Origin of the sequence: Photobacterium sp. GB-1 (assembly GCF_003026165.1) — a bacterium.
Taxonomy (GTDB): Bacteria; Pseudomonadota; Gammaproteobacteria; order Enterobacterales; family Vibrionaceae; genus Photobacterium.
On the sequence record NZ_PYOB01000001.1, the window covers coordinates 246,316 to 267,430 of the forward strand.

At 41.5% G+C, this 21,115-nt stretch carries 2 protein-coding genes; both read left to right on the forward strand.

The features are described 5' to 3' along the window. Positions 1-202 precede the first annotated feature (202 nt). Complete coding sequence (locus C9J45_RS01035) at positions 203-11,560, forward strand: Ig-like domain-containing protein (RefSeq protein ID WP_107292056.1); 11,358 nt, start codon at positions 203-205, stop codon at positions 11,558-11,560. A gap of 362 nt (positions 11,561-11,922) precedes the next feature. Beyond that, on the forward strand, positions 11,923-21,114 hold the full coding sequence (locus C9J45_RS01040) for an Ig-like domain-containing protein (RefSeq protein ID WP_233217598.1): 9,192 nt from the start codon (positions 11,923-11,925) through the stop codon (positions 21,112-21,114). Position 21,115: the final 1 nt, after the last annotated feature.

A 21,115-nucleotide genomic window follows, 5' to 3' on the forward strand; every position in this document is an offset into this window, starting at 1 on the left:
AATCACATTACCTTTTAGCGAAAAATCATGAACTAAGATCACAAAAAACAGTTACTGATAAAACTATTATGTTAATTTAATGTTTTTAAAAAGTTTTTAACTCTAATATGGATATTTGTATCAATAGCTTTATGATACAAAATTTCATCGAAATACCGATTTTACAAGAAGAATAAAAAGACAGGGGTCAAGGATGAAGCCAATGATGTATGTTGTTATTGAAGGTATTATCTGGAAAATTACAGAGTCAGGCGAATGGGTTCAAATTCCAGCTTCAGAAATTATCGATCAGTCGATTCCTTTCATCAAAGAAAGAGCCTACATCAATGACATTTTAAAAACACAAACCCACCAAGATGATGCCCCTGTTATCGAGAGCTCTTCGCATCGTACCCAGTTTTTTCTTGATACCAATATTGGCCAAGAGCCATTATCAAGCAACAGCGCTTCTTTTATTTCTCAGATAAAAGCCACATTAGCTGAAACCTTACCCAAAGCGGGATTTAGTACTCGTTCAATAGCATCCATTCAAAAAACAGAAAATGAATCTGTTGCAGATGCTATCCCATCTCTTAAAGCTTCTGCGACGTTATCAGCCTCCATTATTGATGGTAACGATGGTTATAAAAGCCGATTTGAAACACCTTCTGCGGTACTACTGGGCGACGCTATTGATATTGAAGATGGCAGAATAGTTATCGTTACTGTGACAGATATTAACGGCAAAGTATTCACTGCCAGTGCAGTCGTACAAAATCAAAAATGGATAGTTAATCATCAAGACTTGAGCTCTCTTGCTGAAGGTGAGCTTTCTATTTATGCCTCTGTTACTGACTTCTACGGCAATGTTGTTGATGCCAAAGACACAACAATCAAAGATACCTTTGCTGAAATAAACGCAAAAATTGACGGTAAAGGTGATAATTACTTAAACCTATCTGAAATTACAAATAGTGATTTATTCGGTGAAATAAATTTTGTTGAAAATGATCAACCAATATTTATCACCATAACCGATAGCCAAGGTAAAACACTACGCTTTGAAACCGCCAATGATGATGCGGCTGCTTGGCAAATAAATAATGCTGATCTTTCTTCTCTTGCTGAAGGTGAACTCACTGTTCTAGCAGAAACCGTCGATATTGCGGGAAATCCTGCTTCCGCCACCAGCACCATCATCAAAGATACCTTAGCCACTATTACGGCTGATTTTGACGGCAACGGTGATCGCTTCCTCAATCAAGCCGAAGTCTCAACGACTGAGCTGTTTGGTAGTATCGCTAATATTGAAGATGGACAAACCGTTACTATTACCGTCACTGACAGCCAAGGCTTAGAGAAAACCTTTGAAAGCACTGTTAGCACAGGGAAATGGACAGTTAGTAAGGCCGACTTAACCGATTTAGCAGACGGTGAACTAACCGTTCTCGCTGAAACTACCGATATTGCGGGTAACCCAGCCTCTGCTACCAACACTATTATCAAAGATACTGCGGCAAATATTACGACCAGCGTTGATGGTAAAGGCGATGCGTACCTCAACGCCGTTGAAACACCCATAACCGATTTATTTGGCGCTGTTGAAAATATAGAAGACGGACAAACAGTGACTATTGCTATCGCAGATAGCAGCGGTGCCGAGAAAATTTACACCGCCACTGTTAATAATGGTAAATGGACAGTAAATGACGCAGATCTAACATCGCTTGCTGAAGGTCAACTCACCGTTACGACCACAGCCACCGATATTGCAGGTAATACAACATCGGCCACTAACACCATTATCAAAGATACCCTTGCTGAAATTACAGCGAACTTTGAAGCTAATGGCGATAGCTTTTTAAATAAAGCCGAAATCGACGCTAAAACCACCCTGTTTGGTGACGTTGATTTTGTTGAAGACAATCAACCAGTCACAGTCAAAGTAACAGATAGCAATAGTAAAACTATCACCCTGACCACTACAGTCATAAGCGGTGCATGGCAAATTGATGATGTTGATTTATCTGCACTTGCAGAGGGCGAGTTAACCGTTACTGCTGAAGTTATTGATGTTGCAGGCAACCCAGCGTCGACTACCAACACCATTATCAAAGATACCCTTTCTACCATTACGGCTAACTTTGATGGTAAGGGGGATGAGTATCTTAATCGTGATGAAATCTCTGTGACCGATCTTTTTGGCTCGGTATCCAATGTTGAAGATGGTCAAACCGTTGCAATTAAAGTCACCGACAGTAACGGCCTAGAAAAGTCGTTCGAAACCACTGTGATTGATGGCAAATGGACAATAGAAGATGCCGACTTAACCGATTTCGCTGAAGGTGAACTGACAGTCAATGCTGAAACAGTTGATCTTGCTGGTAACACATCGTCTGCTTCCAACACTATTACCAAAGACACATTCACTGGTATTAGCGCCGATTTTGATGGTAAAGGCGATGAGTACCTCAACCGCGTTGAAATTCCAGTTACCAATTTATTGGGTAAGATCGAAAATGTCGAAGATGGACAGTTCATTACCATTACCATCACCGATAGTAACGGATTAGAAAAAATCTATACCACCACCGTCATTAATGGTAATTGGACAGTTGATAATGCTGACTTAACAGGACTTAGCGAAGGTGAGCTCACTGTCATCGCTGCTACTGTTGATCTTGCAGGTAACCAAGTATCAGCCACAGACACCATCATCAAAGATACCTTAGCGACTATTACGGCGGATTTTGAAGGCAACGGTGATCGCTTCCTTAATCAAGCCGAAATCTCAACGACTGAGCTGTTTGGCACTATCGCCAATATTGAAGATGGACAAACCGTGACTATTACCGTCACTGACAGCCAAGGCTTAGAGAAAACCTTTGCAAGCACTATCAGCGCAGGTAAATGGACAGTTAACAATGCCGACTTAACCAATTTAACAGACGGTGAAATAACCGTTCTCGCTGAAACTACTGATATTGCGGGCAACCCAGCCTCTGCTACCAACACTATCATCAAAGATACTGCGGCAAATATTACGACCAGCGTTGATGGTAAAGGCGATACGTATCTCAACGCCGTTGAAACCCCCATAACCAATTTATTTGGCGCTGTTGAAAATATAGAAGACGGACAAACCGTTTCTATTACCATCACAGATAGCAATGGTACTGAAAAAATTTATACCACGACGGTAAATAACGGAAAGTGGACAGTAAATGACGCCGATCTCACGACACTCGCTGAAGGTCAACTCACCGTTACGACCACAGCGACCGATATTGCAGGTAATACAACCTCGGCCACTGATACCATTACCAAAGATACCCTTGCTGAAATCACGTCGAACTTTGAAGCTAATGGCGATAGCTTTTTAAATAAAGCTGAAATCGATGCTAAAACCACTCTGTTTGGTGACGTTGATTTTGTTGAAGATAATCAACCAGTCACAGTAAAAGTAACTGATAACAATGGTAAAACTCTCACCCTGTCCACTTCGGTTATCAATGGTGCATGGCAAATTGATGATGTTGATTTATCAGCTTTTTCTGAAGGCGAGTTAACCGTTACCACAGAAGTGATTGATATCGCAGGTAATACTAAAGAAACAAGCAATACCATCATCAAAGATACGTCAGTACTTACTATTGATATTGATACAAGCAGTTACCAGCAAGGAGGCTTAAATGTCTCGGCATTAAAAAATGGTCAAGTGCCTTACTTGCAAGGTTCAACAACAGGTACCCAAGCTGGCGATAAGATAACCGTTACCTTTAGTGACGGAGTAGATACTGTATCTCTGACAACAACAGTAGATAGCTCAGGTAATTGGCGTATAGATAACATTGAATTGTCTCAATTAGATCCACAGCAAACCTGGGAGATGATCGCCACAGTTACAGACGCTGCAGGTAATACTGCTAGTGACGATATGCCCACATTCGCGAGCTCAAGCGATATGACTTTCGCTGAAAAAGCGCTAGAAACGGAATCTTCAATTGAATCAAGCTCAACGATTAATATTGAATTCGCCGAATTTACTTTCGGCGCAGCGCAGAGTGCTTTAGAACAGTTAACTTCTAATGGTAAAGACGTTACCGTTACTATTTCTGCTGACGGCTTAACGCTAACCGTACAAACAGCCACCACAACCGTACTCACTGCGGTTATTGACCCTAGCACTCAAACAGTAAAAACAACATTAAGTGCTGCCATTGATCACTCCCCCGGCAACCCTAATACTGAAACAGTGATCTTCATTGACGGTATTCAAACGGATAATGATGGTACGAGTGAAACTGTCATCGTGCCAATCGAGATCAATATTCAAGATGCCGCACCTGAGATTGTCGATGATACGAGTGACGTTATTGAAGGCAACGTTGTTACAGGTAATGTGCTAACCAATGATGTGGATGTCGATGCTTCTCTTTTCGTTAAAAGTATCACTATTAATGGAGAGACAAAGGCACTGAATAACACATCGGTTTCCTTTGATCTTCCTGAAGGAAAGTTCACCATCAATAGTGATGGCGAATGGACATTTACCGCCAATCGCAATCTTAATCATAGCCAAGGTGATATCAACCTTTTCATTGATTACGTCGCTTCAGATAAAGATCAATACGAGAACAATGCAAGCCTTACAATTTCAGTTAAAGATGGTCTTGCCAATGTCATACTCGATGATAATGCAAAGACGGTTGAAAATGTGATTTCAGCTGGAAGCGCTACCTACAAGGGTGAGTTTACTGTACAAGCTGGAGCAGATAATCCTGATCCAAGTAGCCTAACATTTAATTCCCAGACAATAACGGCACTTGAAGCACTAAATTTGTATTCTGGTATCTCACCATCATCGCTTAGTTACACCGTCAGCGCCGATGGTAAAACAATCACCGCCAAAGCGGGTGGCGACACTATTTTTACCTTGAGTTTATCGGCAACCGCCTCAGGCGATAACGCGACGGGTACTGTCACCTTGGTACAACACTTCCCTCTCAATCAACAAGGTTTAGCTGATGCTATCACCCTACCTCTGTTTATTGATGCCGTTGACAGTGATGGTACTGCAACTCCAACAGGGAAATTTGATTGGGTTATCGAAGATGGCGCGAATCCAGTATTAGCCGCATCTGGGCAATTAGAGTTTAAAGAAACGGATCTATCTAATCCGTCAAATCAACCTAATCAACCTAATCAACCATTGCAACAAACAGGCACGATCACCGTCACCATTGGTAGTGATGGTTTAAATGGCACCACAGAGCAAAGTCCGCTGTATTTTGCTTTAAGCCAACTACCAACCGGTTTAACCAGTGGTGGAAAAGCGATTTCCTATGTGATCTCTAATGATAATCAAACTATTGAAGCAAGAACAAGCTCAGGTAAAGTCTTTGAAATAAGCTTATCTTCTCGCCCAGATGCAGAAGCAAACTCAACCGTTGACTATGTTTTTACCCTGCATCAGGCACTGGATCAAACCAGCGTAAACGATGAATTAACTATTTCTATTCCGGTCTTTATTAAAGACAACGACGGAGATATTAACCAAACGGCTATCGATGTTGTCATTGTTGATGGTAATGCCCCTGTTATTAATACAACGTCAATAGAAATATCAGAAACGCCGATGAGTGCTTCTTCACCAGCAGGTAGTTCAAACCAAGCAGACGCCACAATCACAGTAACCGCAGGACAAGATCCTATCGTCGATTTAAATCTTGTTTTATCGGGTACGGTGAAAAGTAGTGATGGCAATAACATCACCTACCAAGGACAAGCATTAACTTGGCAATTTGATGGCAGTAACACCTATAACGCATCATTACCTGATGGCACAGTGATCTTTTCTGTCCATTTATCAGATATTGGTGCAGTACCATCGGGTAGTGCAGCAAATGCAACAATCACAGTGACGCTCAATGAGTCTATCGACCATACCAATGGCAACGATACCGAACTTAATTTATTACTGCCCGTTGAAGCGAAAGACAGTGATGGCAGCTCGAGCACATCAAACGTAACGGTAAGTATTTTAGATGGTTTAGTGCCTAGCATTACCGCTAACAGTAACCTTAACGTGCACGAAAATGACTTACTGGATGATAATTTAGCCGTTGATGCATCAACCACGTCAGCACCAACACTCAGCTTTAACCAAAGTAGTGATGAGCTTGCTTCAGTGCATCTAGATACTGCGCAGTTTAATAGTCAAAACTATACCAGTGGTGGTGAAAACATCACACTTAGCGCAGCAGATACGAACGGTTGGTATAACGCAACAGCAAACGGTAATGATATTTTCCGTATTAAAGTCAATCTAGATGGTACCGTGCAATTTGAGCTTTTCGAAGCGATTGACCGTCCGTCATCATCAAGTCAAGGTGTGCTTAATTTAGAGTTTGGCGCCATTGCCACAGACGTAGATGGTGATGTGTCAGCCACCACACCTTTTGAAGTGACAGTGACTGACGATATCCCTGTTGCAGGTCCTGATGAACAACTTGCTGTTGTTGAGGGTGTTGATAAGACGCTACGTCTATTATCTAGAGGCGTTACTGGTGCTGATGGTGGTGAGGTCGTCAGTATCAAGTATCGTGGCAAAGAGTACCCAGCAGACGGCAATCCAATTGATTTAATAAATACCCAAACGAATCCACACACTAAATATGGCACTATATCTGTTAATGCAGATGGCACTGTCATTATTAAGACGATTGCCAGTAAGGAAAGTAGTGGCGAAATCAGTGATGATTTCAGCTACACCGTTAAAGACAGCGATGGTGACACTGCGGTAAGAACCAAGAAACTATCATTTGCAGATGATCCTGGTCGTATTGAGGTGAATGCAGAGCAGACACTTGAAGACAGTATGAGTAACCCACTCACGATTCAAGTATTCCTTGGTGATATTGACCAGAATGAATCACTTAGCACTATCACAATCAGTGAAAGCTCATTAGCGGGTGGACAGCTGTATTTAGATGGCAATTTGCTAACGGCAACAAATGGCGTAATTACCCTTAGCGACTTTATTAGTGAAGGTGATTTTTATAAGCCAAATGGCGCCCTCACTTACCAGCCAGCATCAAATACTGCGGTTAATCAACAAGATACAGTTGTGCTTAAAATAACAGCGACGATATCAACCAATAACCAAGATAAAACACTGACCAAAGATCTCACTATCAAGGTGCTACCTGATGCTGATGCCGCGATTTGGGACGAGGCTAAAGATTACGAGTACACCGCAGTCGAAGATGATAGTAATGGCATTCAACTCAATGTTGCGGCGGATCTACAAGACACCGATGGTTCAGAAACCCTTAAATACCGAATTTCAGGGATCCCAGACGGCATTACACTCAAACTAGGTAACACCATCATTAGCGACGGCAAAATCATTAACGCTGATCAAATTAATGATGTGAAGATATTTTCTGATAAACACTCAGCAGGCACATTTACCTTCACCATTACTGCGCTCAGCACAGAAAAAGGCAATCAGTTCCTTGATAAAAGTACCGATCGAACAGAAGAATCGCAACGTCTTGTCACAGTAAATATTATTCCTGAAGCGGATGCGCCAAAACTCTCGGTTAAAAACCTTAAAGGCCATGAAGATCAGCCTATTGATCTCAGTAAGGCCATTATTGGTAAATTAACTGATAACGATGGTTCTGAAAGCCTAAGTTACCGAATTAAAGTGCAAGATGGTTGGTCAATTCAAGGTGGCGATGCGGTAGAAGAGCCTGCCGGATCTGGCATCTATATTGTGAGTGCAGAATATATTGAAAATGGTCAAGCACAGCTTCATCCAAAAGCTGATATCAGTTCACACACTGAAAAACTCACTATTGAAGTAACGGCTATATCTACTGAAGCCGCTATTAACGGACTCACCTCTGCTACCAGTACAGAGGGTGCGACCAAGACTATTTCTATTAACTTAAAAGGCACCATTGACCGCCCAGACATTACAGACGGCGGTAATGGGCATTGGCAATACATTGCTAGTAGCACAGATAACACCACTGGCTTTAAGGGCACGCTCAAAGGCATTAATGGTTTTGATGAAGATAAGCCATTACCGCTCGATTTTTTAATTACCACCAGTGATAACGATAAATCAGAAGAGATAACCATCTTAATCACCAACTTGCCTGACGGTGTGAAGTTTATCGATTTTCATGGCAAGCCTTTAAACCTTGAAATTGTCGGTAAGGATGCTTCAACGGGGTTGATCTATCGGATCACATCCGATCAATTAACATCGACGTATTTGTCCACCCCTGAAGACATGAGTGGCAACTTAACATTTGATGTTATTGTAATTTCTACCGAGCCCGACGGTGCGAGTGGTGAATTTAACTACAAGGTGGATATTGAAGTCTTGCCTGCTGTTGATGAGAAAAATGAGATAGATAAGGAAGGTCGCCCTATATTGCAAATATTGCAAAACACAGGTTTTGAAGATCAACCTATCTCATTTTTAGTTGAGCCGACCATCAGAAAAGATAGCGACAACAGTGAAACGCTGACAGGTTATAAAATCACCGATTTACCAGATGGGTTAACCCTGTTTATTGATGGTGTAGAAGTTGTTATTCCTGCTAATGGGCTCGATCTTGCTAACTATAAAGGCAACCAATCATGGGCTGAATTTATTAACAGTGGTCGCGTGACCATTCATGCTGATGAAGATCTCAGTGGCATTTTTGATATCAAGATTAATTATGAAGTAACGGATACGTCAACTTCCGGACAAACAGCGAGTAAAAACATCAATGCCATTATCCAAGTTGATGTTGCAGGGGTCGTTGAAACCGATACGCGCTTAGAATCTACAGAAGATCTGTTAAGTAGTACCGGTGATATCCCTATTGATTTAACCAATGCGGTTCACTTTATCGATGAAGATCTGGATGGCTCAGAGTATCTAGATTACATCGTGATCGAAGTACCTGATGGCATTAATCTCATCATCGATCACCCTAACGGTGCCCATATTGACGGTAGTGGTAACTGGATTATTCCCGCAACGGGCTTAACAAGCGCTAGCATTAAAGAAGCAATGCAAGATCTGTTAGCTGGAGCAACCGTAAGCGCTAGCTTTAATACACAGGTGATTGATCTTGTGGTTAAAGCTCGTGTGGTTGACGGCAACGATTCTCGCTTTTTAGAAGCACCCGTTCAGATCCAGATCACAGGTAAAACAGGAGGTGGAGGTTCATGTCCTCCGACCGAAGCGCCAGATAAAATTCAAGGTGATATGATTATTGCTAAAGAAGGCGAAGATATTAATTCATCAGGTCTACTAAATGGCGATATTGATAATAACCCAGAAATCGCCCTCTCCTTTTTTATTGACGTTAATGACTTACCTGACAATGTTGAAATTATAAGTAACAAAAATACTCCCGACTTTAGCGGTATCATTACCGAATATAACGATGCGGGTGAAATTATTGGTTACACCATCACAGAAAATGGTCTTTCCAATATGACATTCATTGGATTAGATGAAGCTTGGGCTGGATCTTTAGATATTCCGATCACGATCACTCAAACCTCTACCTGTAATGGTACAAAATCCACCACCACACAACATATCAAAATTGACGTTGTTCCGGTTGTTGATAACATCATTACAACAACAGATACCACCAGTATTATAGAAGATACCGCAACCGCAATTAACTTAACGGTGCTGTTAGGCGATAGTGTAAGTAACGGACAAACCATCACGGGTGAAGGTACTTCTGCGACTGGTAAAGAAACCATCAACTGGATGACAATCACCTTAGCACCTGGTGGTGAATTGATTGGCGATCCTGCGATAGTAGCCCAGAACCCCGATGGTAGTTGGCAAGTACTGGATCCAAGTCGTTTAGACGAATTGCTTTTAAAGCCGCCTCATAACTACAGCGGCGATTTAACCATTACTGTTGATACCAACATCACCGATAAATCCGATTCATCATCGCAAACGGATACTCAGACCAAAACCTCTTCTGTGATTATTAACGTTGAGCCTGTGACTGATATCGCCACCATGCCGAATACCATCACCGAGCAAGGTGATGAAGATGGCTACATTCATATCGTTGGATTAGGCGCAATCTTATACGATGATGACGGCTCTGAAACCATTTCACTGAATCTATCCGGCGTTCCTAATGGTGCCGTGATGTTCTATTCACCAGACGGTGGCACGACCTTTATCCAATTGCCTAATACTGGAAAATCATGGAGCTTTGATATTGCGCAAGCCGATAGTATCTATATTCGTCCACCCACAGATTTCAGTGGTGATATCACATTGAAGTTGGATGCGATCACGAATGAAATTGGTACAACGGAAATAATAACATCGACCTCTGAAGTTATTATTGGCGTCAATCCTATTGGTGATGATATTCAATTTATTGGTGTACCAGAGAGCCTATCGGGCGATGAAGGTGAAAGCTTCACGATTCCAGTCGATATTGAAAGTACCGAAACTAATAGTAATGAAACATTATTTTTAGAAGTGATCTTTAGTGCAGCTGAGCAAACTCAGTTAGCAGGCCTAGATAAAATTCAAATCGGTGATCAAGAAATAAGTATCATTAAAAGTGGTGATATATGGATTGCGACTGCAATAGTAAATAGCACTACCTTAGACCAATTAACCCTATTTAGCGGTGATGCTTTTGGCGACATTACTATCACACTCAAAGCCAGCAGTATTGATACCGATACTATTTTAGGCACAGAAATTACGCATTATGGTCAAACTGTTGAGAAGAATATCAGTTTAACTCTTGCACCTATGCCTGATGCGCCAGAGCTTAATCTTCAGTACAACAGCGTTATAGCTAAAACCGAAACGACGATTGCGCTAAATCTTGAGCTATCAATGTTTAATCCTGCGCCTAATGAGCAAGGGAGTATTATTATCACAGGTTACCCTAGTGATTTCGCATTCTCAGCAGGTCAAGCGAAAGGAAATGGTTGGGAAGTTGCATTTGACGATATTGCCGATCTGACGATGACTGCTAATAGTGAGCAAGATTTCTCTCTTTCTATTGAGCCAATTTCAACTCTGGATGGACAAACGGCTGCAGGTGTCACGCAAACCATCGACGTTAGCATCACTGATAAAAATGATAATTCGCTTATCGGCACTGCAAATGATGATGTGATCATTGGTACTGCCAATAACGATAACATGACGGGCGGTAGCGGTAATGATCGCTTTGTATTCAAAGCCGAAGATCAAGGAACCAGCTCTAGTCCGGCACAAGATACCATTGTAGATTTCGATGTCACAGCCAATAGTGACAACATTGATTTACGCGCTATTTTAAATAACGTTACAGATGGGATATCTGCTGATAACTTTATTGATATCACGGAGAATAACGGTTCAGTAACATTACATATTAAAGAAAATGGCGAAGATATTAGCCAAGAGATCACGTTAGAAAACGTAAACAAAGATACACTTTATAGTAACGATGCAAGTACAACAACAGATGCTGAACTATTACAAAAAATGATAGATGATAATAATTTACTCGCTGGATAATGACTCTATTTAGGCGTCTAACTCTATCAATTTAAGACTTTGATACTAGCTCATCTTGCGTACTACTATTCACCCAATAGTAGTACGCAACTTTTGCAATATATCTTTTAGCTCCTATAGATATAAATATCTAAACCCCACTGATTATTAATAAATTTTATTGGTCACAACGCACCCATCTCTATTAACAAATATGTAACCAGCATCACAAAAAATAATGTCTGCACCGTAGGTTTTGTAAAAATAATGTTTTTCAATCCTTTTGCTCTCTAATATTGATTAGCGTGGCGAGATTGTGCATTGGATGAAACAAACACTCGACACACTTTTCCACAATAAATAATAAAACGCAGGGGCCAAGGATGAAGCCAGTAATGTATGTAGTTGTTGAAAACGTTATCTGGAAAATAACAACGGAAGGTGAATGGGTACAAGTTCCGCCATCGGAGATCATTGATAATTCAGTACCTTTCATTGCAGAGCAAGCACAAGTTAACGACATCATAAAAACTCAAAATAATGAAGACGATGTTGTTAACTTGACGCAATCTGATACGGCACCTCGTCACACACAAAACGCCTCAGAATCTAATATCAGTTCAAGTGATGGTATTTCTTTTATTACCCGTATTAAACCTACGCTTGCTGAAACCTTGCCTGAAGCGGGATTTACTACCCGTCCAACAACTTCCCAAGAGAGAAACGAACGAGATGAAATTGGCGATACCATTTTGTCACTTCGTAACTCTGCCGCTTTAACAGTCACAATTGTTGACGGTGGTGATGGTTATGAGAACCGCTTTGAAGTGCCGACGGTCGATCTCTTTGGTGACGCTATTGATGTTGAAAATGGCCGTATTGTGGTTGTGACTATCACGGATATTAATGGCAAAGTGTTCACAACAAATGCGGTCGTTAAAGATCAAAAATGGTTTATTAACGATCAAGACTTAAGTGAACTCGCTGAAGGTCCACTTGATGTTTATGCTTCTGTCACTGATTACTATGGCAATTTTGTTGACGCCACAGATAACACCATCAAAGACACCTTAGCTGAAGTTACCGCTGAATTTGATGGCAAGGGTGATAATTATCTCAACCAATTTGAAATCGTTGTTAGTGATTTATTAGGCGATATCACCTTTGTAGAAAATAACCAACCCGTTACGATTACCGTCACCGATAGCCAAGGTAAAACCATCACCTTTGAAACAACTAACACTGATGGTACTTGGAACATTAACGATACAGATCTATCTTCCCTCGCCGAAGGTGAACTCACAGTAGTTGCAGACACGGTCGATATTGCAGGTAATCCAGCCTCTGCCACCAGCACTATTATCAAAGATACCCTTGCAGATATCACCGCAGCCTTTGATAGCGATAACGATGGCGTTGCTAATGATTATCTCAATAACGTAACAGTAAAAAATACCCACCTTTTTGGTAGTGTTAATCACGTAGAAAATGGTCAAACCGTTACCATTACCGTTTCAGGACAAGGCAGTAATAATTTAACGTTTACCACCACTGTAACCAATAGCAGCTGGAATATTGCTAATGTCGATCTAAGTAATTTTAATGATGGCGAAATCACTATCACCGCAGAAACCATGGATATCGCAGGTAACCCAGCGGTATCGAGCAATACAATCATTAAAGATACCACGCCACCAACTATCGATATTGATACCAGCAATTACGATTTGGGCGGATTGAATATCACCGCACTCAAGCTTGGTTATGTCGAGTTTTTAGAAGGTACAACAACGGGCACTGAGGCGGGTGATAAGATCGAAGTCACTTTCAGTGATGGCACTGAAACCGTTATCTTAACCACCACTGTAGATAGTGCGGGAAATTGGCGTATTGAAGATTTCGATCTTAGCCAACTCAATGTACAAAAAACATGGGAAATGTCAGCAACCGTTACCGATATAGCAGGTAATACTGCGACTGATGATATGCCGACATTAAGACATCCTGATTCTTCAGTTTTTTATGAGACGACATTAGATTATCAAGGTTCAGAAACTGCAACGGCTTCTATCAATATCGAGTTTGCTGAGTTTACTTTTAATGCCAATCAAGCATTACTAGAAAAGTTAACCTCTAACGGTAACCCGATTACGGTTACCATCTCACCGGATGGGCTCACACTCACTGCGGTAAGCAATGGCGTCACCGTTTTAACGGCAACGATTCAAACCGTCTCTCAAGACATTAAAATTACGTTATTTGAACCTATTGATACTAAATTTGGTTTCAATAGCACTCAATCAGCGATCTTGATTGATGGTGTCCAAACCGATAGCGATGGCACAACAGAAACGGTTGTTGCGCCCGCGTTAATTTATATCCGAGATTCAGAACCTACGATTCTTGATGACTATAGCAATGTGATTGAAGGCAATATTACCTCTGGCAATGTGCTCAACAATGATAGTGATCTTGATTCCCCCCTCTCTGTTGTTCGTGTCACGATTAACGGTGAAACCAAAGATCTAACAGGTTCTTCTGTAACGTTTGATCTTCCTGAAGGTCAACTGACCATGAAAGAAAATGGTCATTGGATTTTTACCGCCAATCGTAATCTCGACCATAGTGCGGGTGATATTGACCTCGTAGTTAACTATATCGCTGGCGATAAAGATAATGACAACGGAAGTGCGGATCTCACCATCACAATTAAAGATGGCGAAGCAAATACCATCATCAATAACAATGATAGTAACGTTGAAGGACTGATTTCTAATCCTACAGATACCTTTACGGGTGACTTTACCATTAAAGCAGGATCAGATAACCCCGATCCTAATAGCATCACTTTTAACGCCCAAACTATTGCTACTTTAAGTGCTTTAAATCTAACGTCAGGTACTTCCGTTAAATACCTTGAATACACATTAAGTAATGATGGAAAAACCATTACTGCGACATCTGGTGGAGAAACCATCTTTACTTTAACCCTAACTGGTGCTGCCAATAGTGATGATGTAACAGGTACAGTAACCTTGGCTCAACATCGTCCGTTAAATCACACCAATGCCAGTGATGTGATCAAATTACCACTACTGATTGATGCCACCGATTTGGATGGTACAAAAACCCCAACAGGACAATTTGATTGGTATATAGAAGATGGTGCAGATCCTGAATTAATCGTCAACCAAGCACTCGACTTTGATGAAGCTAGCCTTTCTTCAAGCCAACCGATATCCAAAACAGGCACTATCGATGTTGTTGTTGGCAGTGATGGCTTAAATGGCCTTTCACCTCTCAGCCCATTATTTTTTGATCAAACACAGCTACCATCAGGATTAACCAGCGGCGGCGATATCATTACTTACACCGTTACTGGTACAGGTCAAATGATTGAAGCATCGGTCAATGGTGAAAAAGTTTTTGATATTGCCATTACACAAAAACCTGATGCTGAAGGTAACTCGACGGTTGAGTACACTTTCAACCTGTATAAATCTATCGACCAAACAGATCCAAATGGCATTGAAACCATTACCATTCCAGTCTTTATTCGCGATAACGATGGCGACGTTAACCAAGCCAATATCACTGTCACTATTACCGATGGTGACACGCCAGTCATTACTAATACCACATTAGAAATTACCGAAAACCCAATAGCTGTCGCACCCGATGCGCCACCAGCAGGCACGACAGAAACAGCAAGCTCAACAATTTCTGTTACCGCAGGGCAAGATCCGATTGTTGATTTACAACTGGCTCTAACAGGCGCAGTTCAAACCAGTGATGGTGATGCGATCACTCATAACGGTGAAGCACTGACGTGGCAGTTTGATGGTAACAATACCTATGATGCGGTTTTAGCTAACGGTACGGTGATCTTTTCCATCAACCTTTCCGACATTGGCACTATTGCTGCAGGTGGCAGTGCAGATGCAACCATTACCATTGTGCTGAATGACTTTATCGATCACCTCAATGGTAAAGATACCAAGCTTGATATCACCCTTCCCGTTCAAGCTACTGATAGTGATGGCAGTGTTGGAACATCCAACGTAACGGTCACAATTTGGGATGGTTTGAAGCCAGAAATCATCGTTAATGGCAGCTTAAATGTCCAAGAAAATGATTTATTAGATGATGGTGTAGACAGTGATGCCTCTGATGTAGCAACACCAACACTGAGCTTTAATACAGGCAGTGATAGTGTGGTATCCGTGACCTTAGACACCGCCTTATTTAATGGTAAAAACTACACCAGCGCAGGCGATAACATCACGCTTGGCGCACCTAATGCTGATGGTTGGTATATCGCAACAGCCGCGGGTAAAGAAATATTCCAAATTAAAGTTAACCTTGATGGTACGGTGGAGTTTGATCTCTTTGCCTCTATTGATCATCCAGATGCCACATCACAAGATACGCTTAACCTTGAGTTTGGTGCCATTCTGACTGACAGCGATGGCGACACCTCGCCTGCCACTATCTTTGATGTGAATGTCTTAGATGATGTTCCAAAAGCCGGTACTGCCAGTACATTGTCTTTAGTTGAAGGACAAAGCCAAACCTTACAACTATTAACCGATGAGATCACTGGGGCTGACGGCGGTGAAATTGTTAGCTTCATTTACAACGGAACAACTTACTCTATTGATGGTAATCCGATTGATTTAATCAATACTACGATCTCGCCGTCGAAAAAGTACGGTACCATGGTCGTTAATGCTGACGGTACGGTTGAAATAACAACTGTCTCAACGTCTGAATTTAGTGGACGGATCCTCGATACACTAAAATATACAGTTAAAGATGGCGATGGTGATACCGCGAATCGAACCGCAACAATGGCATTGGGTGATAACCCAGGTCATATCAACGTTGAACTGATGGAAGTATTGGAAGACACGTTGACAGCCCCGTTAACAATCAAAGTCTTCCCAGGCGATAATGACCAAAATGAAACCCTTACCAGTATCACTATTAGTGAAAGCTCATTGGCAGGTGGACAACTTTATTTGAATGGCACGTTACTCACGGCAGTCGGCGGCGTCATCACGATTACCGATTTTATTAAAAACGGTAATTTCTACTCTCCTAACGGTGAACTCACCTATCAACCAGCCCCTGATGTTGCAATTAATCAGCAACGTATGGTGAACCTTGAAGTCACAGCAACCATTTCAAAAGATTCAGGCATTACATCCTTAGATAAGAAGTTACCTATAAAAGTATATCCAAATGCTGATGCGCCTGTATGGGACGCCCCTGAAACTGAATACACAGGCGTTGAAGATGATAACGGCAGCATTAAACTAGACCTTGCTGCCAATCTTACCGATACCGATGATTCCGAAAAATTAACATATCGAATTTCAGGTATTCCAGATGGCATTACATTAAAACTCAATGGCAATGTCGTTAAAGACGGTGATGTATTAAATCAAAATCAACTGAATAAAATCACTATCGTTTCAGATAAAAACCTTGCAGGTAAATTTGAATTTACCGTAACCGCTATAGCGACCGAAAAAGGTAATCAGTTCATTGATAAAAATGAGCATCAAACCGAAGAAACACCACACCAAGTTATTATTAACATCAAGCCAGACGCTGATACACCGACCCTATCGGTGAAAAACATTAAAGGTATTGAAGATCAACCGATTAACTTAAGCCAAGTATTAGTCGGTAAGCTTACCGATACCGATGGTTCTGAAAGTTTAAGCTATCAAATCAAAGTGCAAGATGGTTGGTCTATTCAAGGCGGTGGTGCTATTGAGCAACCAGTAGGATCAGGTATTTATATTGTCAGCGCTGAAGGTATTGAAAACGGTACAGCCCTACTTTATCCAAAAGAAGATATCAGCTCATGGACAGAAACGCTGACCATTGAAGTCACGGCGGTATCGACCGAAACCTCCGTTGATGGACTTGATCCCATTAATATCACTGCGGTTAGTGATACCAAAACCATTACTATTGATTTAAAAGGTGTGATTGATCGCCCTGATGTTGTAGATGGCGGTAATGGTCATTGGGAGTACGTTACAGAAAGCCCAAGCACTGGAAATTCCACGGGCTTTAAAGGCACAATCAAAGGTACATCCGGCTTTAACGAAGATAGTCCATTGCCTTTAGATTTCATGATCACCACCAGTGATGATGATAAATCGGAACAGATCACTATTATGATCACCAACCTTCCTGACGGGGTAATGTTTGTTGATAGTAACGGTGATCCGATCACACTAGAAATCGTAGGTGAAAATGCATCGAATGGCGTGATCTACCAGATCAGCAACGATCAGCTTAAAACCACCTTCTTAAAAACACCGAAAGACTTCAGTGGGCAACTTAATTTTGATGTTAACGTGATTTCAACTGAGCCTGATGGTGACAGCGGCGAATTCAATTACCAAGTAGAAATTGATGTGCTTCCTGTCGTTGATGAAAAAGATGGCGCTATCCTTGAAACAACAACGCTTGAGGATAAATCAGCAAGCTTCTTAAGTGAGCCCATGATTAATCAAGATATCGATCACAGTGAAAGTTTAACCGGTTATAAGATCACTGGATTACCTTCAGGCTTAACACTCTTTATTGATGGTATTGCCGTATCTGTACCTACTGGTGGATTAGATCTTGCTGGCTACAAAACCAGTGGCGAATCGTGGACTGACTTCATTAACAGCGGTCGTGTTACTGTGCTTGCTGATGAAGATTTAAGTGGTTTATTCAATATTTCAATTAGCTATGAAGTCACTGACACCTCACCTACAGGACAAACGGCGACAAAAGACATTAATGCAACCATTCAACTTGATGTGAATGGTATTGTTGAAGGCGACACCCGTTTAGAATCAACATCAGAAGTGCTCACCAGTACCGATGGAAGCCCTATCGATTTAACCAACGCGGTTCACTTTTTTGATGAAGATCTCGATGGCTCAGAGTACCTTGATTACATCATCATCGTCGTACCAAATAGTATTAACTTAATCGTTGAACACCCAAATGGTGCGTCCATTGACGGCAGTGGTAACTGGATTATTCCCGCAACGGGATTAACCAGTGACACAGTAAAAGAATCGATGAAAGATATCTTGGCAGGTGCAACCATTAGCTCTAGCTTTGATACTGACATTATCGATCTACGTGTTGTAGCCCACGTTATTGATGACGAACATTCACGCTATATTGAAGCTCCTCTTCAAGTCCAAATTACTGGTCACAGCGGCGGTGGTTCTTGTCTTCCAATTGACGATCCAGATAGCATTCAAGGTGACGATGCCATTATTGCCAAAGAAGGTGAAGATATTGATTTATCAGGGTTGCTGGATGGCAACATTGACGACAACCCTGAAATAGAAATATCGTTTTTCATTGATATCAAAGATCTACCTCTAGGTGTTGAAATTGAAGGCGATGGTGTTATTCCTGAATACAACGCTGTTGGTGAAATTCTTGGCTATACCATTACACCAAGCGGCTTAGAAAATATGGTCTTTGTTGGACTCGATGAAGATTGGGCTGGCTGTATTAATATTCCGATTGAGATCACTCAAACGTCCACCTGTAACGGCCAGTCGTCCAAAACAACGCAGAATATCAAGATTGAAGTTATCCCTGTTGTCGATGACATCATTGTTAATGCAGGACAAACCACGATTCAGGAAGACACCGAATCTGCTATCAACTTAGAATTAATTTTAGGCGATAATATTTTCGCGGGACAAACCATCAGCGGCGAAGGCGAATCAGCCACAGGTAAAGAAACCATTAACTGGTTGAAAATTACTTTACCTGCCGGGGCAAAACTCAACGGCGATCCCGCCATTTTACAAGATAACGGCGATAACACATGGACGATTAAAGACCCAACCCGTTTAGGTGAATTAACCCTAACACCACCACTTAACTTCAGCGGTGAGTTAACCATTAATGTTACAGCCAACATCACTGATGAAGCTGATTGCCCAACCCAAACCGATACCCAAACCAAAACGGCATCAGTGGTAATCAATGTTGCACCAGTAACTGATTTTGCAAAAATGCCAGATAAAATCGAAGTCCTCGGTGACGAAGATAGTTATATTCACATTACTGGACTCGATGCGATTTTATATGATGACGATGGTTCAGAAACACTATCACTGAATATTTCAGAGCTACCTGATGGTGCTGTATTGTTCTATTCTCCTGATGGCGGAAATACATTCGTCCAGTTACCTAACAGTGGCCAATCATGGAGTATCAGTGCCAGCCAAATGGATGGGGTTTATATACGTCCACCGCTAGATTTTAGTGGCGATATGAAACTCAAACTAGAAGCCATCACCAACGAAATTGGCACCAATGATATTAAAACCTCGACCACTGATTTAGTCGTAGGCGTTAAACCTATTGGCGATGATGTTCAGTTCTTTGATGTCCCAGAAAGTCTTGCTGGAACTGAAGGTGATAGTTTCACTATTCCAGTGAATCTAGAAAGCTATGAAACAAACAGTGATGAAGCATTACGACTCACAGTAACGATCAGTGCGAATGATCCTGCTCAGTTACAAGGGTTAGATAAAATCGTTATTGGCGGACAAGAAGTTACCTTTGGGCAAAAAGGAAATAATTGGTTTGCTACCGTCGTCGTTAATGCCAATACATTGGATGAATTCACACTTTATCCCGGTGATGCTTATGGCGACATGACGATCACATTAGCTGCCAATACTGTTGATACCAATATCGTATTAGGCACTGAGTACACTCATGAAGGTGTTATCGCTACCGAAGAGATCAAATTAACCATTGATGCGCTACCTGATGAGCCTGAATTAACGGCGCAATACACCAGTATTATTGCTGAAACAGATTCAGCGATCGCCTTAAATCTTGATCTCATGATGCAAAATCCAGCTCCTAATGAAAAAGGCAGCATTATGATCACAGGTTTCCCAAGTGATTACACCTTCTCTGCAGGTAAAGCCAACGCTGGTGGTTGGGAAGTCGAACTTGCTGATATTGCCAGCCTCACCATGACAGGCAACAGCGCACAAGATTTCACTTTATCTATTGAGCCAAGTGCCAGCATCGGCAACCAAACTGCAACGGGCACAGCGCAAACCATCGATTTCAAAGTCGCAGTATCGGGTGATAATACCCTAGTAGGTACAGCCAATGATGATGTGATCATCGGCGGTAAAGGCAACGACATAATGTCAGGTGATGCGGGCAATGACAGTTTCGTCTTTAAATCAGACGATCTCGGTTCAATCTCTGCACCAGCACAAGATACTATTTTAGATTTCGATACCACAATTAATAGCGACAACATCGACTTAAGCGCTATTTTATCAAATTTAACTGATGGTATTTCAGCCGATAACTATATTGATATTACTGAAAATAACGGTTCCGTCACATTACATGTTAAAGATAATGGTACAGATGTTACACAAGAGATAACGTTAGACAATGTAAGTAAAGATGCGCTTTATGGCGCAGATACGAGTTCTGCAACGGATGCAGAGCTTCTTCAAAAAATGATAGATGATAATAATCTAATTACTGGCTAGG